Raw genomic sequence first — 20646 nt, 5'->3', positions numbered from 1 at the left:
GCGGCGATGGCCGGATACGCCTGAGCCGTCTTGCGGCCCCGGTGTGGCAGACTCCGGCGCTTCGTTTTTGAGAGAGGCGCCGTGCGGCGCCCGGGCCTTTTCGTCATGCAGAAAATCATCGCGCAGATCGCGCAAGAAATCGGGGTGCAGGAGCGCCAGGTGCAGGCCGCGACGGACCTGCTGGATGGCGGCGCCACCGTGCCGTTCGTTGCCCGCTACCGCAAAGAGGCTACCGGCGGCCTGGACGACACCCAGTTGCGCGAGATCGAAACGCGCCTGGGCTACCTGCGCGAGCTGGCCGAACGCCGCGAGGCCGTGCTCAAGGCCATCGACGAGCAGGGCAAGCTCACCGACGCCCTGCGCCTGGCCATCGCCAACGCGCCGACCAAACAGGAGCTGGAAGACCTCTACCAGCCCTTCAAGCTCAAGCGCCGCACCAAAGGGCAGATTGCGCGCGAGGCCGGGATCGAGCCGCTGGCCGACAAACTCTTCGCCGATCCGACACTGGACCCGCTGGCCGAGGCCGCTGCCTTCACGCGCCCTCCTGAGGTACTGGACGACGGCAAGCCGGGGGCCGATTTCTCCACCCCCGCGGCTGTGCTCGACGGCGTGCGCGACATCCTCTCCGAACGCTGGGCCGAGGACGCTGCCCTGGTGCAGACGCTGCGTGAATGGCTCTGGAATGATGGTCTGCTCAAGAGCAGCCTGCTCGCCGGCAAGGACGCCAACCACCCCGACGTGGCCAAGTTCCGCGACTACTTCGACTACGACGAACCCATCGGCAAGGTGCCTTCGCACCGCGCGCTGGCCGTGTTCCGCGGCCGTGCGGCGGAAGTGCTCGATGTGAAGCTGGTGCAACCGGGCGAGCCCGTGGCGGGGCAACCGTCCTTGGCCGAGGGGCGCATCGCCCACCACCTGGGCTGGCACCACCAGGCCCGCAAGGCCGACGACCTGATCCGCAAGTGCGTGGCCTGGACCTGGCGCGTCAAGCTCAGCCTGTCCACCGAGCGCGACCTGTTCGCGCGTTTGCGCGAATCTGCCGAGACGGTGGCCATCAAGGTGTTCGCCGACAACCTGCGCGACCTGCTGCTGGCCGCGCCCGCGGGCCCCCGCGTGGTGATGGGCCTGGACCCGGGCATCCGCACCGGCGTGAAGGTGGCCGTGGTGGATGCCACCGGCAAACTGGTGGACACCGCCACCGTGTACCCGCACGAGCCCCGCCGCGACTGGGAGGGTGCGCTCCACACGTTGGGACAACTCTGCACGAAGCACGGTGTGCAACTCATCGCCATCGGCAACGGCACCGCCAGCCGCGAGACCGACAAACTCGCTGCCGATCTGCTCAAGCGCCACCCGGGCGCGCAGAAGGTGGTGGTGAGCGAGGCAGGCGCCTCGGTCTACTCCGCCAGCGAGTTCGCCAGCCAGGAGATGCCCGACGTGGACGTGAGCCTGCGCGGTGCCGCGAGCATCGCGCGGCGTCTGCAGGACCCGCTGGCCGAGCTGGTGAAGATCGACCCCAAGAGCATCGGCGTGGGCCAGTATCAGCACGACGTGAACCAGAGCGCGCTGGCGCGCACCCTGGACACCGTGGTGGAAGACTGCGTGAACGCCGTGGGCGTGGACTTGAACACCGCGAGCGTGCCGCTGCTCTCGCGCGTTTCGGGCCTCTCGGGCACGGTGGCCAAGGCGGTGGTGCGCTGGCGCGAGTCGCATGGTGCCTTCCGCAGCCGGCGCCAGTTGCTGGAGGTGAGCGGCCTGGGCGCCAAGACCTTCGAGCAGGCCGCGGGTTTCCTGCGCATCCGCGATGGCGACGATCCGCTGGACATGACCGGCGTGCACCCCGAGAGCTACCCGGTGGTGCAGAAGATCATCGAAACCACCGGTCAACCGGTTCAATCGCTGCTGGGCCGCGCCGACATGCTGGGCAAGTTGCGCCCGGAGCTGTTCGCCAACGACACGGTGGGCGTGATCACCGTCAAGGACATCCTGAAGGAACTCGAGAAACCCGGGCGCGACCCGCGCCCCGATTTCCAGGTGGCGCGCTTCAACGACGGCGTGGAAGACATTGCCGACCTGCGCGAGGGCATGGTGCTGGAAGGCACGGTGAGCAACGTGGCCCAGTTCGGCGCCTTCGTCGACCTGGGCGTGCACCAGGACGGCCTGGTGCACGTGAGCCAGCTCAGTCACAAGTTCGTCAACGACGCGCGCGAGGTCGTCAAGACCGGCGACATCGTGAAGGTGAAGGTGCTGGAGGTGGACGCGGCGCGCAAGCGCATCTCGCTCACCATGAAACTTGACGCTGCACCGGCGCGACGCGGTGACGGCCCGCGCGACAACCGCTTCGAGCCCGCGCGTGGTGGCGGGCGAGGGCGTCAGGACGCGGCCGCGCCCACCGCGCTGGCGTCGGCGTTCGCACGGCTCAAGCGCTGACGCGAGGCCCTGCAAAGGGGTCAAGTTGCGGCGGCAGATGCCGATAAGGGGCACAGAACCCCCAGCCATATCCGCCCGCGTCATACCATGGACCTACAAGCCCTGCTCAACTACCCGGGTGCCCTTCCCGCGATGTCGCGTACCGTCACCGACCTGATGGCGGAGATGAACAAGGACGATCCGGACCCGCGCAAGGTGGGCGAGCTGATCGCACAGGACCCGTCGCTCACCACGCGGGTGCTGCGCCTGTCCAATTCCTCGTTCTTTCGCGCCAGCCGCAAGATCGGGGATGCGCACGATGCCGTGGCCATGCTGGGCATGACGCACGTGCGATCGCTGGTGATGGCCGCCGCGCTCGGTTCGAGCTTCAAGAACGTGCCCGGCGTGAACCTGAACCAGTTCTGGCGTTACAGCCTGCGTGTGGCCGACATCTCCCGGTCGCTCGGCGAGATCCTGCGCCAGAACACCGGCAACGCCTACACCGCCGGGTTGATCCACGCCATCGGTGACCTGGTGATGCACATCGCCATGCCGGATGAGATCGGTCCGCTGGACATGGGGACGCCGCCGCTGGATCTGCAGCGCGCCGCGGCCGAGCGCAACCGCTTTGGCTACACCTACGCCGAGGTCGGCGCGGGCATGGTGGAGCGGTGGAACTTCCCCGAAGCCATCGTCAACGCCCTCAAGCACCAGACCGAGCCGTTCGAGGGCAACACCTACGAGCCGCTGGCCGGCGTGCTCCACCTGGCTTCGTGGCGCGCACGCGCCGAAGAGATCCAGCTCGACGACAGCGGCCTGGCCGCGACCTTTCCCGACATGGTCGGTATCGCCCTGGGGCTGGACCTCGGCGTCGTGCTCGGCAAGGACCCCGAGGAGTGGTCTTTCGAGGACGCGCTGGCCGCCTTTGTGGACTGAGCCCGAAAGTCCTCAAGTTCTCCCGCCGCGATTCGATACACCAGCCAGCCATCCTGCCCGCCAACGTCGAGACCAGCCATGCATCTGGACAAGCTCCTCAAGCAGCCTCAGGCCCTGCCGTCGGTGCCCAAGGTGGTGCGACGGCTGATCGACACCTTCGAGCAAGCCGACGTCGACCCGATGATGGTGGCCTCGTTGATCGAGGAAGACCCGGTGATGGTGGCCAGGCTGCTCAAGACGGCCAACTCGGCTTTCTTCGGCCTGTCGCGCAACGTCACCAACGCGCGCGAGGCGATGAACATCCTCGGCCTGATCAAGGTGCGCGCACTGGTGGTGGCCAGCGCGCTGGGCGAGGGCTTTCACACCGTGGGCGGCGTCAACCTCAACCAGTTCTGGCGCTGCAGCCTCAACACCGCCAACCTGGCGCGCTACATCGCGCTGCCGATCCGCATCGACGAGAACACGGCCTTCACCGCTGGCCTGATCCACGGCATCGGTGAGCTGGTGATGCACGTGGGCATGCCCGAAGCCATGATCGAAATCGACCGCGCCGTGCCGATGCTCGACCTCAAGCGCGCGCGGGCCGAGCGCAGCGTGTTCGGCTACAGCTACGCCGAGGTTGGCGCTGCGCTGGCGCGTGAATGGAAGTTTCCGCGCCGCATGATCAACGCCATCGAACACCAGTGCGCGCCGTTCGACAACGACGTGTACGAGCCCATTGCGGGGGTGGTTCACATCGCCGCCTGGCGCGCCCGTGCCGAAGAGCAGGACATGCGCGGCGAGCTGCTGATCAACACCTACCCCGACCCGGTGGGCCTGGTGCTCGGGATCGACCCCGACACGGTGGTCGCCGAGCGCATTCCTTCGATTTCGCGCCACAACGACTTCGACGAGCAGGAAGCCACGCCCGAGGCCGAGGCCCCGCCGGTGCCGTTCAAGGATTCGATGCCGCATTGAGGCCAACCGCGCTCGCGGACAATCGGCGCATGCATGCACTGCGCCTCTATGCCGGCCCCCGGGCCCTCCAGCACATCTGCGATCACGGTCTGCGCCCCGAACACGTGGGCGTGGTGCCTGCCGCCGCTGGCGGACCGAAAGGCCTGATCCTCGGTCCGGTGGATCGGCTGCTCTTCGGCCAGTGGCTGCGCGAGGCACCACAGACCATCCACCTGATCGGCGCGTCCATCGGTGCGTGGCGCATGGGCACGGCCTGCCTGAACGATCCGGTGCGAGCCTTCGAGCGGCTGGAGCACGACTACATCCACCAGCACTACGAACTGGCGCCAGGCCAGCGGCGCCCGACGGCGCAGCAGATCAGCGACACCTTCGCTGCCAATCTGCAGGCCTTCTATGGCGACCACCTGGAGGAGGTGTTGCACCACCCACGCTGGCGGCTGCACATCGTCACCTCGCGCGGGCGGCGCCTGCTGGCCCGGGAAGGCCGCCTGCGCACCCCCCTGGGTTACCTGGGCGCGTTCACCGCCAATGCGCTGCAACGCCGCGCGCTGGGTGACTGGCTCGAACGTGTGGTGTTCTCTGCCCCCGAGGCCGGCCGCGGCGGCGTGAGCGCGCTGCCCTTTGGTACGCAGGATCTGCGCACGCGCCAGGTTCCCCTGGGTGCCCACAACTTCATGCCGGCCCTGCAGGCCAGCTGCTCCATTCCCTTCGTGCTGCGCCCGGTGGCCGACATTCCCGGCGCACCCAAGGGCATCTACTGGGACGGTGGCATCACCGACTACCACATGCACCTGCACTACCACGCGGCCAACGAGTCGCCGATCGTGCTGTACCCGCACTTTCAGAAAGCGGTGGTGCCGGGCTGGCTCGACAAGGCGTGGAAGCGTCGCCACCGCAGCAGCGACGCGCTCGACCACATGCTGGTGGTTGCGCCCGATCCCGCCTGGGTGCGCACCTTGCCCAACGGCAAGCTGCCTGACCGCACCGATTTCGAGCGCTATGGCCAGAACCTGGCGGCGCGCGTGCAGGCCTGGGGTGCGGCGGTGAAGGCAGCGCAGCAACTGGCCGACGAGCTCGGCGAATGGCTCGCGCGGCCGGATGCGGCGCGCGTCGAACCGCTCTGAGCAACCGCATCTCCCAGCACGCCGTGCTCGCCACCCGGCGAACGGGGCGGGGCAGGGAGGGGCGGGATAATCGGTGCCGCACCCAGCCCCGACCATGCGCTACCTCACCGCTGCCCTTTACAAGTTCGTCGATCTGCCGGAACACGCCACATGGCGCGAACCGCTGCGGACCTTGTGCGGGTCACAGGGCGTCAAAGGCACGTTGCTGCTGGCGCGCGAGGGCATCAACGGCACCATTGCCGGCCCCGAGGCTGGCGTGCGCGCGGTGCTGGCCTGGCTGCGCAGCGATGCGCGGCTGGCCGACCTGCAACACAAGGAGTCCTGGGCCGACACGCCGCCATTCCACCGCCTCAAGGTGCGGCTCAAGCGCGAGATCGTCACGCTCGGCGTGCCGGGCCTGGATCCGACCAGGACCGTCGGCACCTATGTGAAGCCGGCCGACTGGAACGCCCTGATCGAACAGCCCGACGTGCTGCTGATCGACACGCGCAACGACTACGAGGTCAAGATCGGCACCTTCGAGGGCGCGGTCAACCCGGGCATCCGCAGCTTCACCGAACTGCCCGCCTGGCTGGCGCAACAACCGGCGCTGCAAGGCCCGAACAAGCCGCGCGTGGCCATGTTCTGCACCGGTGGCATCCGCTGCGAAAAATCGACCGCACTCCTGAAGATGCAGGGCTTCGAGGAGGTGTACCACCTCGAGGGCGGCATCCTGAAATACCTTGAGGAAGTCCCACCCGGCAGCAGCCGCTGGAGGGGAGAGTGCTTCGTTTTCGACGAGCGCGTGAGCGTGGGCCACGGCCTTGCGCCCGGCGCGTCTGAACTGTGCCGCTCATGCCGCTGGCCGTTGACCGAAGAAGACCGGCAATCGCCGCTGTTCGAGCAGGGCGTGAGCTGCCCGCACTGCCACGACCAGCGCGATGCGGCCGCGCGCGAGCGACTGGCCGAGCGCCAGCGCCAGGTGCTGCTGGCCCGTGAGCGCGGTGCGCAACACATCGGCTCGACAGCGCCTCAGGCGGCCCAGAGCCAGACCGTGTCCAGGTCGGGCTCGGCCACGCCCTGAGCCGCGCTCGAACGAACGCGGTAGCTGGCGGCGTCGCGCAAGCGCCGCCCGGGCGGCGACTGGTGCAGCCAGGCACCGGCCTGGTCGAGTGCCTGCACGATCAGGTCGGCGGACTCGGCGGGGGTCCAGCGCAGCGCGGAGGCAGCCGCCATCGCCAGCAAGCGCTTGGCGGTCGACGGAGGCGCGCCCCGCCAGGCCTGTACCACGAGCTGGCACGCGCGCGATCGTTCGCCGTCGAGCTGCGCGATGGCGGCATCCATGGCGGCCAGCGTGGCCGAACGCGCGCGCACACGAGGCGACCCAGGCATTGCCAGCAGCTGACGCCAGCGTGTGAGCGCACCGCGTGAGCGCACGTGCATGGCGGTGTCGATCGCCATCAGCCACGCGTCTTCACGAAACCAGCGCCCACAGCCCTGCAGCACGGGCACAGCCTGTTCGAGCAGTCCCAGCGCGGCGTGGTACTGCGCGTCCATCCGCAGGCGGCGCGCCACCATCCAGTCACGCACCGCCGCGGTCCGCCTGCTGTCGCGGTCGCTGCATGCCTCGAGCATGGCGATGCAGTCGTCAAAGGTGGCACGGTCGCCCAGCCGCGCCGAAAGCTCGCCGAGGCTGAGCACACACAACGGTTTCACGCTTTTCCAGGCGCTGTGCGCCGCAACATCGCTCGCCCGTTTGAGCCGCTGCCAAGCCTGATCCAGATCCCCGTCCTCCTCGCGCAGCAAGCCGCACTGGTTCAACAGCAGCGCCTGCAGGCCATCGAACAGGCTCGACGCCTGGACCCACGCGTCGAGCCGCTGCGCACCGGCCGTGTCCGCGCCGTCGCCACCGTACAGCCGGTGCTGCAGGTCCGCCAGCAGCCGCCAGCGCCAGGCCGTCGAGCCCGGCGCTGTGTCTGGCGCCTGCAACTGGCGCCACCCTTCGGCCTGGTCCGGCGTGGCGCCCGATGCGTTCAGCAGATACGCCGCGATCGCCGCTGCACGCACCACGTGCACGCCCCCTTTCGCGCGCTTGACGAGACCCATGCAGCGATTCACGCGGCCATGGACTTGCTCCGTGCGCGACTGGTACCACTCGATCATCGCCAGCGACAGCTCGGCCCAGGCTTCGGCCATGGCATCGCCCGCCTGAGCGGCCGCGAAGCGCAACTGGTTGGCAAGCTCGGACGCCGCCGGATCGCCCCGCCACGCAGCCTCCATCACCAGATCGGATTGCTGCTCGAGGGTGGACATCTCGAGCTGTGCACGCCACACCGCGGACAGCAAGGGCTCGGCCTTGCCCAGCACGGGCGCAGGTACATGCGACAAAGCCGCCAGACGCTCCCAGCGCAACTCGGCGCGCTCGCCGTTCGTTGCGGTCACCAGTTCACGCAACCGCGCCAACCAGGCGGCGGACTCGGCGGCCTGCCAAACGGCCTGGAAGGGGGAGGTGGATGAGGCTCTCAACCGCACGGCCTGCGCCGGTTCGAGCAGCAGGTCCACACAGGCCTCGAAACCCATCGGCCCCGGAGCCACCTGGCAACGGGCCTGCGGGATGGGCGGCTCGCCAGCAGTGACCGGCCCTTCCTCCACCGCAATGCCGTGGTTGTGCAGGGCCCAGGCGCCGAACGCGCCCAGAGCCGGGGACAACCAGTCGGGTGCGTCGGGCATGTTGCTCAGCTTCGGGGCTGCCCAATGCCAGGCCTGGCCACCCACCTGGGCCTTCAGATCGGCCGGTGCGAGGCGACGGTGCACGACCTCACCGACCAAGCGATAGCCCACACGGTGAACCGTTCGCAGCGGACCTTCACCTCCATCGGGCAGGCGCAGGGCCTTGCGCACTTTCAGCACGCATTGGGCGATCACCGACAGTGTCACGAATCGGTTGGCCCACACATGTTCCAACAACTCGTCCTTGGTCACGACACGCCCGGCATGCCGCAAGAGATAGACCAGCAGATCGAAGCATCGTCGCTCCATGGGGCGCACGACGTCGTCACAACGCAACTCCCGTCGATCGGTGCGCAGCGCGAACGGACCGAATCGATACTCTTCGGGCGTCGCGCTCACGTTGCTTTTTGCAGCCTGTCGATGGTCAGACGTGCGTCCGCTGGGATCCCCTTTGCTGTGCTTGGGCATGGCGGCTTTCCTCACCTGAAAAGGCGATTAAAGCACTGCCAAAGTCGTCATTTTTCCGTGATTGGATAGGACTTAGGTACGCGAATTTGCACGATTAGCGCATGGATGCCGCCAGCATCTCGCGGTAGTCGTCGGCGCTCGCCACGCGGGGGTTGGTCTTGTGGCAATGGTCCAGAAGTGCGCCGTCGATGACGCGCTCGAACACCGATTCCTCCACCCCCATGGCGTGCAGGCCAGGCGGCAGGCCCAGGCGCGCGCTCATGTCGCGCACGGCCTCGGGCACGTCATCCGCGGAGCCCAGGCCCATGGCCTCGGCCATGCGTTGCAGTCGTTGCTCCTTCTGCAGCGATTCGGTCTGCGCGTTGAAGCGGATCACCGCCGGCAGGAACACCGCGTTGAGCGTGCCGTGGTGCAAGCGGGGGTTGATGCCGCCCAGGCTGTGGCTGAGGCTGTGCACGCAGCCCAACCCCTTCTGAAACGCCATGGCGCCTTGCATGCTTGCGCTCATCATGTTCAGCCGCGCCTCGCGGTCGGCGCCGTTCCTGGTGGCGCGCTCGATGTGCGCCCAGCCGCGGCGCAAACCGTCCAGCGCAATGCCATCGGCCGGCGGATTGAAGGCTGCGCTCATGAAGGTCTCCATGCAGTGCGCGATGGCGTCCATGCCGGTGGCAGCGGTCAGCAGCGGCGGCAGGCCCAGCGTGAGTTCCGGATCCAGCAAAGCGGTTCTGGGCACGAGGTGCCAGCTGTGAAAGCCCAGCTTGCGGCCGTCGTCGACGATGATGATGGCACCGCGCGCGACCTCGCTGCCGGTGCCCGCGGTGGTCGGCACCGCAATCAGCGGTGGTACGGCTGCGGTGATCTTCGGTGACCCGCCTTCGATCGTGGCGTAAGTCTTGAGCGGGCCGTCGTGCGTGGCCGCGATGGCCACACCCTTGGCGCAGTCGATGGCGCTGCCGCCGCCGAGCGCGATCAACCCATCACAGGCCTGCGCCTTGTAGATCGCGACCGCCGAACGCACCGCGGCTTCGGTGGGATTCGACGGCGTCTGGTCGAACACTGCGGGCTGCAGGCCGGGCAGGGCAGCGAGCAGGCGCTGGAGCAAGCCAGCAGCCTTGACGCCGGCATCGGTGACCACCAGCGGACGCGCCATGCCCACGCGTTCGCACTCGGCCTTGAGCTGCGCCAGCGCACCGAAGTCGATGAGGATGTTTGTCACGTACAGGATCTGGGCCATGCATGTCTCCGGTTATGTTCTGGGCTTGCCGAAACTATAGGCCGGCCACCCGTGCGGGCGGTCGCGCAAAAGACAATCCACGCATGTCCGATCACCGCAACCCGCGCGCACGCCTCACGCCGGCCATGCGAGGCGTCATTGACCGCATGACCCGCGCCGGGCACCCGCCGCTTCACGCGCTGTCGCCGGCACAGGCCCGTCAGGCCTACGAGCTCGGCGCCGGCGTGCTGGACATCAGGCCGCACGCGCTGCCCCGGGTGCAGCCGCTGCAGATCCCCACACGCGATGGTGCCTTGTTGAATGCGCGCCTGTTCGTGCCCGGCACCGAGCCTGGCTTGCCGGTGCTGTTGTATTTCCACGGTGGGGGCTTCACCATCGGCAGCGTGGCCACGCACGAACCGCTGTGCCGCGCCCTGGCGCACCAAGCGCACTGCGCGGTGCTGTCGGTGGACTACCGGCTCGCACCCGAAGCGCGGTTCCCGACCGCGGTGCACGACGCCTGGGACAGCCTGCAATGGCTGCGCGCACAGGCTTCGGACCTGCGACTCGATGCCCGACGCATTGCGGTGGGGGGTGACAGCGCGGGCGGCACACTGGCCGCGGTGAGCGCGATTGCCGCGCGCGACGCCGGCCAGGCGCTCGCGCTGCAACTGTTGTTTTACCCGGGCTGCGCCGGCCACCAGGACAGCGGCTCGCACAGGACGTACGCCCACGGCTTCGTCCTGGAGCAGCCACACATCGACTACTTTTTCGGGCACTACCTGCGCGACGCGCGCGATCGCGACGACTGGCGCTTTGCCCCCCTGGACGGACGGGATGAAACCGGCCACCTGAAGGAACTCGACGGCGTTGCGCCAGCCTGGATCGGCCTGGCCGAGTGCGACCCGCTGACGGACGAAGGCATTGCCTATGCCGATCGCCTGCGCCTGGCGGGCGTACCGGTCGACCTCGAAATCTACGCGGGCGTGGTACACGGATTCATCCAGTTCGGCCGCGCCATTCCCGAAGCCCTCACCGCCCACCAGCACGCGGCGCGCGCCCTGCGCCATGCCTTCGAAAGCCACTGACATGAGCAACCACAAGCACCAACGCCGGGACTTCCGTTTCTTCCACCGTCTGCGCGTGCGCTGGGCCGAGGTCGACATGCAGAAGATCGTGTTCAACGCGCACTACCTGATGTACTTCGACACCGCCATCACCGACTACTGGCGCGCGCTGGCCATGCCGTACGAGGAGGCCATGCACAGCCTCGATGGCGATCTCTACGTCGTCAAGGCCACGGTGGAGTTTCACGCCTCTGCGCGCATGGACGACCAGATCGATGTGGCCATGAAGTGCGCACGCATCGGCAACAGCTCGCTCACCTTTCACGGCGCCATCTTCCGCGGCGACGACCACCTCATCAGCGGTGAACTGGTCTACGTGTTCGCCGACCCGGCCACGCAGACCTCACGTCCGGTGCCCGAGCGGCTGCGCGCGGTGCTGCACGGTTTCGAGGCGGGCGAGGAAATGCTCGACCTTCGGGTGGGCCACTGGGACGAACTCGGCGCCCACGCGCGCCCGTTGCGCCAGGCGGTCTTCGTCGAGGAGCAGCGCATTCCGCTGGACATCGAGCTCGACGATGCCGACGCGACCGCCGTGCACGCCGTCGCCCGCAATCGCCTGGGGCAGGTGGTGGGCACCGGGCGCTTGCTGCAGCCCGCGCCGGGCGTGGGCAAGATCGGCCGCATGGCGGTGCACCGGGTGCTGCGCGGCGGCAGCGTGGGCCGGCGTGTGCTGCAGGCGCTGATGGAGGCCGCCCGCGTGCGCGGCGATCGCGAGGTCATGCTGCACGCGCAGCGCAGTGCCGTCGGCTTCTACAGCCGGCTCGGCTTCGAAGCGCGCGGCGAGCCGTTCAGCGAGGCCGGCATCGAGCACCTGGAGATGTTCAAGCCGCTTGGAGCACCGTGAGCCGCTCGCGCCGGTGCACCGCGGTGCTGAACGAAGGCGCCAGCGGGGGCGAATGGGAGGGCGAGGGCGTCAGCGCGATGTGCGTCCATTCATCGAACTGCACGCGGCCGTCCGCACCCCAGCGCAGCACGCTGCTGCAGCGCGTGCCATAGCCGCGCTGCGGCATGTGCACGAAAGGGCTGGAGAGCGCGCGCTCGAACTCGATCGGCACGCCCGATCGCGGCAGTTCTTCATCGCCCGCGGTGCGGGTGTCGGTCAGGGCATCGGCCAGCAGGGCCTCGGCGCGTGCGTGGTCTTCCAGCGCCTGCTTGAGCGCCTGGGCAAGGCGGCGCGCCTTGGGCCAGGGCGTGTTCAGGCTGGCGTTGGACAGGGTGTGCAGCCCCGGGGGCACGGGTGCCAGGTGCAACCGCGCAAGGGTGGCTTCGTGCGGGCGCGTGGGGTCGCAATTGCTGAGCCAATGCCAGCGCCGCTGGCGCAGATCGCCCACCACCAGGTTGAAGCCGCCGTAGTCGCCAGCGTCAATGTCGGCGGCAAAGCCCTCGGCATCGCTGGCTGCGCCGAGCCAGCGAGCCACCAGCTCGCCGCGGCTGCGCGCGCCTTGCTCCAGGCCCGCGCGCCGCACATTGGTGAGCCACGCCACACGCCCACCGGGTGTGATGCCCATCCAGGTGCCGCCCTCGCGCAGGTCGCGCCCGCCGATGACCTCGGTGCCGTCATCCAGGCGCCAGCGCTGCAAGCCGGCGGCGGGCCGCGCGAGGTACTCGTCGCGGTTGGCCGCCACCAGCAGAGGGCAATCCGCGTGGGCATCGATCGCGAAAGCGATGAGGCACATCAGATGTCGTCAAGCAGGGCGTAAGGCAGGGGCAGCAGCGACAGCGTGGCGTCGCCGGCCCGCAAGGGCTGACCATCAGCGGCGCTGGTCTGCATCGAAACGATGGCACGCCAACCGCCCGCCGGATCGGCCGCGGCCTGCACAACGGTGCCAACGGGTTGTTCCGCATCGGACAGCGCGAACACTTCCTGGCCGGCATGCAGTCCAGCGTCGGCCTGTGCCACATAAGCACGGCGCTTGAGCGTGCCGCGGAACTGGCTGCGTGCCACGACCTCCTGCCCGGGGTAGCAACCCTTCTTGAAGTTCACGCCACCCACCGATTCGTAGTTCAACATCTGCGGCACGAACGCCTCCACCACCGGCTGGGTGAGGGTGGCCACACCGCTGGCAGCGTCGAGAAAGGCCCAGTCGGACTCACGCAGCGCCGGGCCGGCCACCACCGCGCCGGCCGGGCCCACCCACAAGGCACGCGGCGTGGCGGCACCGGGGTACAGCCGCACGATGCCCGCATCGCCTGCCGAGAGGTGGCTCCAGGACCTGGCAGGCAGTTCGGCGGGCACCGCGTCCCCCGCAAGTCCGAACACCGCATGCGCGTCGCTCGCATCGACGAGCTTGACCTTGGCGCGCAGCACGAACATCTGCAGCCGCTTGAGCGTGGGCGCCAGCAGGTCGCGGCTGCACACCAGCAGCAGGCGCTCGGGCGAGCGCTTGATGATCACGAAGCTGGCGAGCATGCGCCCCTTGGCCGAGCAGAACGCGGCCAACCGCGCCTCGTGCGCGCCCATCAGGACAACGTCCTGGGTGAGCTGGCCCTGCAGGAACTTGACGGCGTCCTCGCCATCGGCCGCGATCACGCCGAGCGTGGGAAGCGCACAAACGCCATGCAGACATTCAGTGGTGCTGGAAACAGGATGGGTGGTCATGCGGTCGATGAGGGGTGTCCGGCCCGGGACGGGAGGCGGGCCCGCGGTCGCGGAGTGAGAGTACCTGCGAATTATCATGACGGGCCTGCTGCGCCGTTGCCGCCCGGCCCTTTTTCCCCTGACGACAACAAGTTCTCGATGCGCGTTATCCGACTCCTGGTGGTTTATCCGCTGCTGCTCGCCGCCATCGCCTACATGGTGGGTCACTGGTGGGTGCACAACCCGCTGACGCTGCCCGCCGCAACAAGCGAGCAGGCGCCGCTGGAATTCGAGATCCCGCCCGGCAGTTCGGCCCGCACAGCGGCCAATCGCATCGCCGCCGCCGGCGTGGACGTTTCACCGGAGCTGCTGTTCGCATGGTTCCGCCTATCGGGCGAATCCCGAGGCATCAAGGCCGGCGTGTACGAGATCGCGCCCGGCACCACACCGCGCAGCCTGCTGGGCAAACTGGTGCGGGGCGAACAAGCGCTGCTGAGCGTGCAGATCGTCGAAGGCCACACCGCGCGCCAGGCCATCGACGCGTTGCGCGCCATGCCCCATCTCACGCAGGACCTTGAAGGCCTGAGCCCCGAGCAAGTGATGGAGCGCCTGGGCATGGCGGGCGTGCATCCGGAAGGCCGCTTCTTCCCCGACACCTACCGCGTGGTCAAGAACGCCAGCGCGTCCAGCGTGCTTCGCCAGGCCGCACGCGCCATGGAGCAGCGGCTGGCCCAGGCCTGGGAACAGCGCGACCCGTCGGTGCCGTTGCAGTCACCGCAAGAGGCGCTCATCCTGGCCAGCATCGTGGAAAAGGAAACCGGACGCGACAGCGACCGGGAGCGCGTGGCCGGCGTGTTCGCCAACCGGTTGCGCATCGGCATGCGCCTGCAGACCGACCCGACCGTCATCTACGGCCTGGGCGACAAATTCGACGGCAACCTGCGCCGCGTCGACCTCACCACCGACACACCCTACAACACCTACACGCGCGCCGGCCTGCCGCCGACACCGATCTCGCTGCCCGGCATGGCCTCCTTGATGGCGGCGGTTCAACCGGCCAGAACCAACGCGATGTATTTCGTCGCGCGCGGTGACGGCACCAGCCAGTTCAGTGCCACGCTGAGCGAACACAACGCAGCCGTGCGCCGCTTCCAGCTGGGCCGCTGAACCGCATGTCCCTTTCCGCCGGTCTGTTCATCACGTTCGAAGGCATCGATGGCGCGGGCAAGTCCACGCACATCGCGTCCATTGCGCGTGCCTTCGAGGCCACGGGCAGGCGCGTCGTGCTCACCCGGGAGCCTGGTGGCACGCCGCTGGCGGAAAAGCTCCGCGGGCTCGTCCTCAACGACCCGATGGACCCGCTGTGCGAGTCGCTGCTGGTGTTTGCCGCGCGACGCGACCACCTCGCGCAGGTGATCGAACCTGCACTGGCCGATGGCGCCGTCGTGCTGTGCGATCGCTTTACCGACGCCACCTTCGCCTACCAGGGGCATGGACGGGGCTTCGATTTGCGCGTGCTCGAGCAACTGGAAGCCTGGGTGCAACGCGATGCGCACGGCAACCTGCGGCAACCCGACCTCACCGTCTGGTTCGATCTGCCTGCCGCCGTGGCGGCCGAGCGGCTGGCGTCGGCCCGGGTGCCCGATCGCTTCGAATCGCAACCGCAAGCGTTCTTCCAACGCGTGGCCAGTGGTTACGCGGCGCGCGCCGCACAGGCACCGCAGCGCTTTGCCCGCATCGACGCCGACCAGCCGCGCGATGCCGTCGCCGAAGCGGTCCGGCGCGCCTTTGCCCAACGCGGCTGGCTGCCCTCCTCATGAGTACCCAACCCCTGGCCCCCTGGCTGCAGCGCCAGTTGCAGGCGGTGCTTGCCCAGCGCGGGCACGCGGTGCTGCTGGCCGGCCCGTCGGGGCTGGGCCAGTACGACCTGGCGCTCGCCGTGGCGCGCGCCTGGCTGTGTGAACAACCCACCGGGCAAGGCGCCTGCGGCGAATGCGCCAGCTGCCACGCCATCGACGTGCGCACCCATGCCGATCTGTGCACGCTCATGCCAGAGACCTTGTGCGTCACGCTGGGCTGGCCGATCGACGAGAGCGACCAGCGCGAGATCGACGAGAAGAAGCGCAAACCCAGCCGCTTCATCCGCGTGGAATCGGCACGCCAGGCCGTGGCCTTCACCCAGACCACCAGCGCCCGCGGCGGGCAAAAGGTCGTGATGGTCTATCCCGCCGACCGACTGAACGTGGAGGCGGCCAACACCCTGCTCAAGACGCTGGAAGAGCCATCGCCCAGCGTGCGCTTCGTGCTCGCCACCGAGGCTGCGCACCAGTTGCTGCCCACCATCCGCAGCCGCTGCCAGACGCTGCAACTGGCCTGGCCGGATGCAGAGGAGGGCATGGCCTGGCTGCAGGCACAAGGCGGCATGAACCTGTCGGCGGCGCTGGCCTGGTGGCATGCCTCGGGCGGCCGCCCCGACATGGCACTCGCGCTCTCGCGCAGTGGTCTTTCGCCAGAGCAATGGGTGAAGCTGCCTCAGGCGCTGGCCCGCGGCGACTGGAGCGCGCTGTCCGAGCAGCCACCCGCCACCCAGCTCGATGTATTGCAGAAACTCTGCCACGACCTCATGGCACGCGCGGCCGGCGCGCCGTCCCGCTTTTTTCCGCAGGATCAGCTGCCGCCACCGCCGCCCTGGCGCGTGCTGGCCCTGTGGTCGCGCGAGCTCGCACTGGCCGCGCGCAGCGTGGAACACCCCTACCAGGCCGGGCTGCTGCAGGAAGCCTGGGCGGCGCGCGCCCGGGAGGCCCTGGGTGCCGCCCGTCGCTGAAAGGTGTCCGATCGTGACCCAATCCCCGGACAAGTCCCCAAGGTGTGGCTTGAATCCAGCGTTTGCGAGCTGTGATGGACCTTAAACTCGACCCCATGAGTACCAACCCGAGCACCGCTGCGGCCCGCCCCAGCGTGATCCAGCTCTCGATCAAGGAGAAGGCGGCGCTGTACGCTGCCTACATCCCCTTGTTCGCCGAGGGAGGCATCTTCATCCCGTCCTCCCGCGATTACCGCCTGGGCGACGATGTCTACGTGCTGCTCAGCCTGCCGGACGATCCGCAGCGTTATCCCGTGGCCGGCAAGGTGGCGTGGGTGACACCGCCCAAGGCCCAGGGTGGCCGCACCCAGGGCGTGGGCATCCGCTTTCCAGCCGACGAAAAATCGAAACAGCTCAAGCTCAAGATCGAAGAGACGCTGGGCGCCAACCTGTCGTCCGACCGACAGACCCAGACCCTCTGACCAGACTTCAGGCCTGCGCCGACCGCGCCTCGCCGCCCCCGGGTTGCGAGGCGTTTTTCATGGATCATCGGGGTATGTTCACCGACTCGCATTGCCACCTGAGCTTCCCCGAGCTGCGCGAGCAGCTGCCCGCCATCCTCGACGCCATGGCGCAGTCGCGCGTGGAGCGCGCGCTGTGCATCTGCACCACGCTGGAGGAATTCGACACCGTGCACGCGCTGGCCACGGCACACCCCCAGCTGTGGGCCACCGTGGGCGTGCACCCCGACAACGAGGACGTGCGCGAACCGACGCTGGAAGACCTGCTCGCCGGCGCCGCCCGGCCACGCGTGGTGGGCATCGGCGAGACCGGGCTCGACTACTACCGGCTCAATGGCCGCTCGGTGGCCGAGATGGCGTGGCAGAGGGATCGCTTTCGCGTGCACATCCGCGCCGCGCGTCAGACCGATCTGCCGCTGGTGATCCATACGCGCTCGGCCTCCGACGACACGCTGGCCATCCTGCGCGAGGAGGGTGGTTTTTCCGGAGAGGGCAACGCTGCGCGCGGGGTTTTCCACTGCTTCACCGAAACCAGCGCAGTCGCCCGCGCCGCGCTGGATCTGGGCTTCTATATCTCGTTCTCGGGCATCCTGACGTTCCGCAACGCGGTGGACCTGCGTGACACCGCACGCCTGGTGCCGCTGGATCGCCTGCTGATCGAAACCGACAGCCCCTACCTGGCGCCCGTGCCCCATCGCGGCAAGGTCAACACGCCGGCATGGGTGCCGCACGTGGCGCAGCAGGTGGCCGACATCCACGGCGTGAGCCTGGAGGCTGTTGCCGAGGCTTCCAGCGCCAACTTCCTGCGGCTGTTCAACCGCGTGGCGCCGGCGCAGGCGGTTCATTGATCTCACCGATTACTTTAACTTCATGAAAAAGCGCCTTGTTTTAAAAGGAATGCTTGGCCTGTTGTTGTGTCCGCCCGTCTGGGCTGACTCCTACGACGACTTCTTTGCTGCCATCAAGCGCGATGACGTTGCCGCCGTGCAGGCACTGGCGGCCCGCGGCTTTGACCTCAACACGCTGGACCCGGCGGGGCAGCACCCGCTCTACCTCGCCTTGCGCGACGACGCCGAGCGCGCCGCCCTGTACCTGCTCGGGCAGGCGCGCGTACAAGTCGAGTACCGCAACGCCAAGGGTGAATCGCCGCTCATGATGGCGGCGCTCAAGGGCAAGCCCGAACTGGTGCGCCGCCTGATCGAGCGCCGTGCCGAGGTGAACAAACCCGGCTGGGCGCCGCTGCACTATGCCGCGACGCACCCGGGCGAGAACAGCGTGGCCGTGGTTCGCCTGCTGCTCGAACACCATGCTTACATCGACGCCGAGTCGCCCAATCGGAGCACACCGCTCATGATGGCAGCGCACTACGGCCATCCGCGCGTGGTGCGGCTGTTGCTGGAGGAGGGCGCCGACCCTCTGCTGAAGAACGAGCAAGGGTTGAGCGCGATCGACTTCGCGCACCGTGCCAACCGCGCCGACACGGCCGAGGCGATTGCCGCTGCCGTGCGATCGAGGCAACCAGCCGGACGCTGGTAAGGCGGCGGCGTAGGTGAATCCCACATGACCGCCCGCAAGGCGTCCCGCGACAATGCGGGGCTTTGCATACCCGAGGAGACGTCGTGAAAGCCAGAAGCCAGAAGGACTTCGTGTCCGGCCTCATGTTCACCGCCGTGGGCATCGCCTTCGCGGTGGGCGCCACCAATTTCGATATCGGCGGGGCCGCGCGCATGGGCCCCGGTTACTTCCCGTTGTTGCTGGGCATCCTGTTGGCCGTCCTGGGTGTGATCGTCACGCTGCAGTCCTTCGGACGCGGTGTGGCGGAGGAAAAGATCGGCGCGATCGCGTGGCGCCCGCTGGTGTTCATCCTGTCCGCCAACCTGGCCTTCGGCGTGCTCCTGGTGGGCGTGCCGGCGCTGGGCATCCCCGCCTTCGGCCTGATCGTGGCGCTCTATGCACTGATCATCATTGCCGGCTACGCGCGCCCGGGCCACAAGATCAAGGAGTCGCTCGTGCTGGCCACGGTGCTGGCGGTGGGCAGCTACTTTGCTTTCGTCTATGCCCTGAACCTTCAGTTCCCGGTGCTGCCGTGGTTCCTGACGGCCTGATCCCGGAGACAAGAACATGGAACTGATCGAACACCTGTCGTTGGGCTTCAGCGTGGCCTTCACGGCCAAGAATCTGCTGTACGCATTCGTCGGCTGCCTGCTGGGTACGCTCATTGGCGTGTTGCCGGGCCTGGGGCCTTTGGCCACCATCGCCATGCTGCTGCCCGTCACCTATGGCCTGGAGCCGGTGTCCGCGCTGATCATGCTGGCCGGCATCTACTACGGTGCACAGTACGGCGGCTCCACCACCGCCATCCTGGTGAATCTGCCCGGTGAGTCGTCGTCGGTGGTGACCGTGATCGACGGGTACCAGATGGCGCGCAAGGGCAGGGCAGGCCCGGCGCTGGCGGCGGCCGGCATCGGCTCGTTCTTTGCCGGTTGCGTGGGCACCCTGGTGCTGGCCGCCTTTGCGCCGCCGCTCACCGAGGTGGCCCTGAGCTTCGGCCCGGCCGAGTACTTCGCGCTCATGGTGCTGGGCCTCATCGGCGCGGTGGTGCTGGCCTCGGGTTCTCTGATCAAGGCACTGGCCATGATCGTGCTCGGCCTGCTGATCGGTCTGGTCGGTACCGACATCAACTCCGGCGTCGCGCGATTCACTTTCGACGTCCCCGAACTCACCGACGGCATCAGCTTCGTGGTGATCGCCATGGGCATCTTCGGCTACGGCGAGATCATCAGCAACCTGTCGCACGACGAGTCCAAGCGCGAGGTCTTCACCGGCAAGGTCACCGGCATCTTCCCCACCGCCGAAGACTTCAAACGCATGTTCCCGGCCATGATCCGCGGCACCGCGCTCGGCTCGGCGCTGGGCATCCTGCCCGGTGGCGGCGCGCTGCTGTCGTCGTTTGCGGCTTACACCATCGAGAAGAAGACCAAGCTCAAGCCCGGCGAGGTGCCGTTCGGCCAAGGCAACATCCGCGGTGTGGCGGCGCCCGAGTCGGCCAATAACGCCGGGTCGCAGACGTCGTTCATCCCGCTGCTGACGCTGGGCATTCCGCCCAATGCGGTGATGGCGCTGATGGTGGGTGCGATGACCATCCACAACATCCAGCCGGGCCCGCAGGTGATGACCAGCAACCCGGATCTGTTCTGGGGCCTGATCGCCTCCATGTGGATCGGCAACGCGATGCTGATCATCCTGAACCTGCCCCTGATCGGCATGTGGATCAAGCTGCTCACCGTGCCCTACAAGTGGCTGTACCCGGCCATCGTTTTGTTCTGCGCCATCGGCGTGTACTCCACGAACAACAACAACTTCGACATCTGGATGGTGGCGCTGTTCGGGCTGATCGGCTACCTCTTCATCAAGCTGGGCTGCGAACCCGCGCCGCTGCTGCTCGGCCTCATCCTGGGGCCCATGATGGAAGAGTACCTGCGCCGCGCGCTGCTGATCTCACGCGGCGACTGGTCGGTGTTCGTCACGCGCCCGATTTCGGCCTCGCTGCTGGTGGCCGCTTTGTTGCTGCTGGTGATCGTCTTGCTTCCAGCGGTGAAGAAAAAGCGCCAGGAAGCCTTCGTGGAAGACTGACGGGCCGCTGTTGCGCGACAAAAGCCCCGGCGGGAAAACCCCTAGCCGTTCGGTTAAGGAGTTGATTCAAGGGGTCTTCGGACCCCACAATGCGCCCCAAGGTCACACTTGGGGCGTTTTTCATGGTCGAGGAGAAATCTTCTCCGGGAGGAGAGGGGGCAGACCCCC

General features: G+C 68.0%; 19 protein-coding genes. 15 read left to right on the top strand and 4 right to left on the bottom strand.

The features are described 5' to 3' along the window. The first annotated feature begins 105 nt into the window (after positions 1 to 105). The 5 genes from M3149_RS05870 to M3149_RS05850 all read left to right on the top strand — a co-directional run bounded on the left by M3149_RS05870 (position 106) and on the right by M3149_RS05850 (position 6489). Complete coding sequence (locus M3149_RS05870) at positions 106 to 2430, top strand: Tex family protein (protein WP_251708399.1); 2325 nt, start codon at positions 106 to 108, stop codon at positions 2428 to 2430. A gap of 87 nt (positions 2431 to 2517) precedes the next feature. Then, on the top strand, positions 2518 to 3345 hold the full coding sequence (locus tag M3149_RS05865) for an HDOD domain-containing protein (protein WP_251708398.1): 828 nt from the start codon (positions 2518 to 2520) through the stop codon (positions 3343 to 3345). Positions 3346 to 3423: 78 nt separating this feature from the next. After that, entirely contained in the window at positions 3424 to 4302 is an 879-nt protein-coding gene (locus tag M3149_RS05860) for an HDOD domain-containing protein (protein ID WP_251708397.1), read from the top strand. A 29-nt stretch (positions 4303 to 4331) separates the two neighbouring features. Beyond that, entirely contained in the window at positions 4332 to 5426 is a 1095-nt protein-coding gene (locus M3149_RS05855) for a phospholipase (protein ID WP_251708396.1), read from the top strand. Between the two features lie 94 nt (positions 5427 to 5520). Further along, entirely contained in the window at positions 5521 to 6489 is a 969-nt protein-coding gene (locus tag M3149_RS05850; RefSeq protein WP_251708395.1) for a rhodanese-related sulfurtransferase, read from the top strand. Here M3149_RS05850 and M3149_RS05845 read toward each other — a convergent pair. Both M3149_RS05845 and M3149_RS05840 read right to left on the bottom strand, forming a co-directional pair. Continuing rightward, on the bottom strand, positions 6438 to 8534 hold the full coding sequence (locus M3149_RS05845; RefSeq protein ID WP_251708394.1) for a winged helix-turn-helix domain-containing protein: 2097 nt from the start codon (positions 8532 to 8534) through the stop codon (positions 6438 to 6440). The genes M3149_RS05850 and M3149_RS05845 overlap by 52 nt on opposite strands. Positions 8535 to 8697: 163 nt before the next feature. Then, positions 8698 to 9837, bottom strand: coding sequence for an iron-containing alcohol dehydrogenase (locus tag M3149_RS05840; RefSeq protein ID WP_251708393.1), 1140 nt, complete (start codon positions 9835 to 9837; stop codon positions 8698 to 8700). A gap of 83 nt (positions 9838 to 9920) precedes the next feature. Between M3149_RS05840 and M3149_RS05835 the strand changes: the two genes are divergently transcribed. Further along, the gene (locus tag M3149_RS05835) at positions 9921 to 10904 is read left to right on the top strand and encodes an alpha/beta hydrolase (protein WP_251708392.1); all 984 of its coding nucleotides are present in this window, start codon (positions 9921 to 9923) and stop codon (positions 10902 to 10904) included. Between the two features lies 1 nt (position 10905). After that, positions 10906 to 11787, top strand: a complete 882-nt coding sequence (locus tag M3149_RS05830; RefSeq protein WP_251708391.1) for a YbgC/FadM family acyl-CoA thioesterase — start codon at positions 10906 to 10908, stop codon at positions 11785 to 11787. Here the strand turns inward: M3149_RS05830 and M3149_RS05825 are convergent. Together M3149_RS05825 and M3149_RS05820 are read right to left on the bottom strand one after the other, a co-directional pair. Further along, a complete protein-coding gene (locus tag M3149_RS05825) occupies positions 11765 to 12619 on the bottom strand; it encodes an NRDE family protein (protein ID WP_251708390.1) in 855 nt (284 codons plus the stop codon). The genes M3149_RS05830 and M3149_RS05825 overlap by 23 nt on opposite strands. Beyond that, positions 12619 to 13542, bottom strand: a complete 924-nt coding sequence (locus M3149_RS05820; RefSeq protein ID WP_251708389.1) for a YgfZ/GcvT domain-containing protein — start codon at positions 13540 to 13542, stop codon at positions 12619 to 12621. The genes M3149_RS05825 and M3149_RS05820 overlap by 1 nt, the downstream gene beginning before the upstream one ends. A 138-nt stretch (positions 13543 to 13680) precedes the next feature. Between M3149_RS05820 and mltG the strand changes: the two genes are divergently transcribed. The 8 genes from mltG (at position 13681) to M3149_RS05780 (ending at position 20478) form a co-directional block, all read left to right on the top strand. Continuing rightward, entirely contained in the window at positions 13681 to 14688 is a 1008-nt protein-coding gene (gene mltG, locus M3149_RS05815; protein WP_251708388.1) for an endolytic transglycosylase MltG, read from the top strand. Between the two features lie 5 nt (positions 14689 to 14693). Beyond that, on the top strand, positions 14694 to 15341 hold the full coding sequence (gene tmk, locus M3149_RS05810) for a dTMP kinase (protein ID WP_251708387.1): 648 nt from the start codon (positions 14694 to 14696) through the stop codon (positions 15339 to 15341). Beyond that, positions 15338 to 16345 (top strand): DNA polymerase III subunit delta', encoded by a 1008-nt coding sequence (gene holB / locus M3149_RS05805; protein ID WP_251708386.1) that lies wholly within the window; start codon positions 15338 to 15340, stop codon positions 16343 to 16345. Before tmk ends, holB begins: the two co-directional genes overlap by 4 nt. A 95-nt stretch (positions 16346 to 16440) precedes the next feature. Continuing rightward, a complete protein-coding gene (locus M3149_RS05800; RefSeq protein WP_251708385.1) occupies positions 16441 to 16806 on the top strand; it encodes a PilZ domain-containing protein in 366 nt (121 codons plus the stop codon). Between the two features lie 74 nt (positions 16807 to 16880). After that, a complete protein-coding gene (locus M3149_RS05795; RefSeq protein ID WP_251708384.1) occupies positions 16881 to 17693 on the top strand; it encodes a TatD family hydrolase in 813 nt (270 codons plus the stop codon). Positions 17694 to 17754: 61 nt separating this feature from the next. After that, positions 17755 to 18381 (top strand): ankyrin repeat domain-containing protein, encoded by a 627-nt coding sequence (locus tag M3149_RS05790; protein WP_353056803.1) that lies wholly within the window; start codon positions 17755 to 17757, stop codon positions 18379 to 18381. 83 nt (positions 18382 to 18464) lie between these two features. Continuing rightward, a complete protein-coding gene (locus M3149_RS05785) occupies positions 18465 to 18950 on the top strand; it encodes a tripartite tricarboxylate transporter TctB family protein (protein ID WP_251708382.1) in 486 nt (161 codons plus the stop codon). Positions 18951 to 18966: 16 nt separating this feature from the next. Continuing rightward, entirely contained in the window at positions 18967 to 20478 is a 1512-nt protein-coding gene (locus M3149_RS05780; RefSeq protein WP_251708381.1) for a tripartite tricarboxylate transporter permease, read from the top strand. The last annotated feature ends 168 nt before the right edge of the window (positions 20479 to 20646 follow it).

Origin of the sequence: Hydrogenophaga intermedia, assembly GCF_023715105.1 — a bacterium.
Lineage (GTDB): Bacteria > Pseudomonadota > Gammaproteobacteria > Burkholderiales > Burkholderiaceae_C > Hydrogenophaga > Hydrogenophaga intermedia_A.
This window is presented reverse-complemented; position numbering and strand designations above follow the sequence as displayed.

Coding starts and splice junctions, on each gene's coding strand:
- M3149_RS05870 (WP_251708399.1), top strand. CDS start 106: ATGCAGAAAATCATCGCGCAGATCGCGCAAGAAATCGGGGTGCAGGAG.
- M3149_RS05865 (WP_251708398.1), top strand. CDS start 2,518: ATGGACCTACAAGCCCTGCTCAACTACCCGGGTGCCCTTCCCGCGATG.
- M3149_RS05860 (WP_251708397.1), top strand. CDS start 3,424: ATGCATCTGGACAAGCTCCTCAAGCAGCCTCAGGCCCTGCCGTCGGTG.
- M3149_RS05855 (WP_251708396.1), top strand. CDS start 4,332: ATGCATGCACTGCGCCTCTATGCCGGCCCCCGGGCCCTCCAGCACATC.
- M3149_RS05850 (WP_251708395.1), top strand. CDS start 5,521: ATGCGCTACCTCACCGCTGCCCTTTACAAGTTCGTCGATCTGCCGGAA.
- M3149_RS05840 (WP_251708393.1), bottom strand. CDS start 9,837: ATGGCCCAGATCCTGTACGTGACAAACATCCTCATCGACTTCGGTGCG.
- M3149_RS05835 (WP_251708392.1), top strand. CDS start 9,921: ATGTCCGATCACCGCAACCCGCGCGCACGCCTCACGCCGGCCATGCGA.
- M3149_RS05830 (WP_251708391.1), top strand. CDS start 10,906: ATGAGCAACCACAAGCACCAACGCCGGGACTTCCGTTTCTTCCACCGT.
- M3149_RS05825 (WP_251708390.1), bottom strand. CDS start 12,619: ATGTGCCTCATCGCTTTCGCGATCGATGCCCACGCGGATTGCCCTCTG.
- M3149_RS05820 (WP_251708389.1), bottom strand. CDS start 13,542: ATGACCACCCATCCTGTTTCCAGCACCACTGAATGTCTGCATGGCGTT.
- mltG (WP_251708388.1), top strand. CDS start 13,681: ATGCGCGTTATCCGACTCCTGGTGGTTTATCCGCTGCTGCTCGCCGCC.
- tmk (WP_251708387.1), top strand. CDS start 14,694: ATGTCCCTTTCCGCCGGTCTGTTCATCACGTTCGAAGGCATCGATGGC.
- holB (WP_251708386.1), top strand. CDS start 15,338: ATGAGTACCCAACCCCTGGCCCCCTGGCTGCAGCGCCAGTTGCAGGCG.
- M3149_RS05800 (WP_251708385.1), top strand. CDS start 16,441: ATGAGTACCAACCCGAGCACCGCTGCGGCCCGCCCCAGCGTGATCCAG.
- M3149_RS05795 (WP_251708384.1), top strand. CDS start 16,881: ATGTTCACCGACTCGCATTGCCACCTGAGCTTCCCCGAGCTGCGCGAG.
- M3149_RS05780 (WP_251708381.1), top strand. CDS start 18,967: ATGGAACTGATCGAACACCTGTCGTTGGGCTTCAGCGTGGCCTTCACG.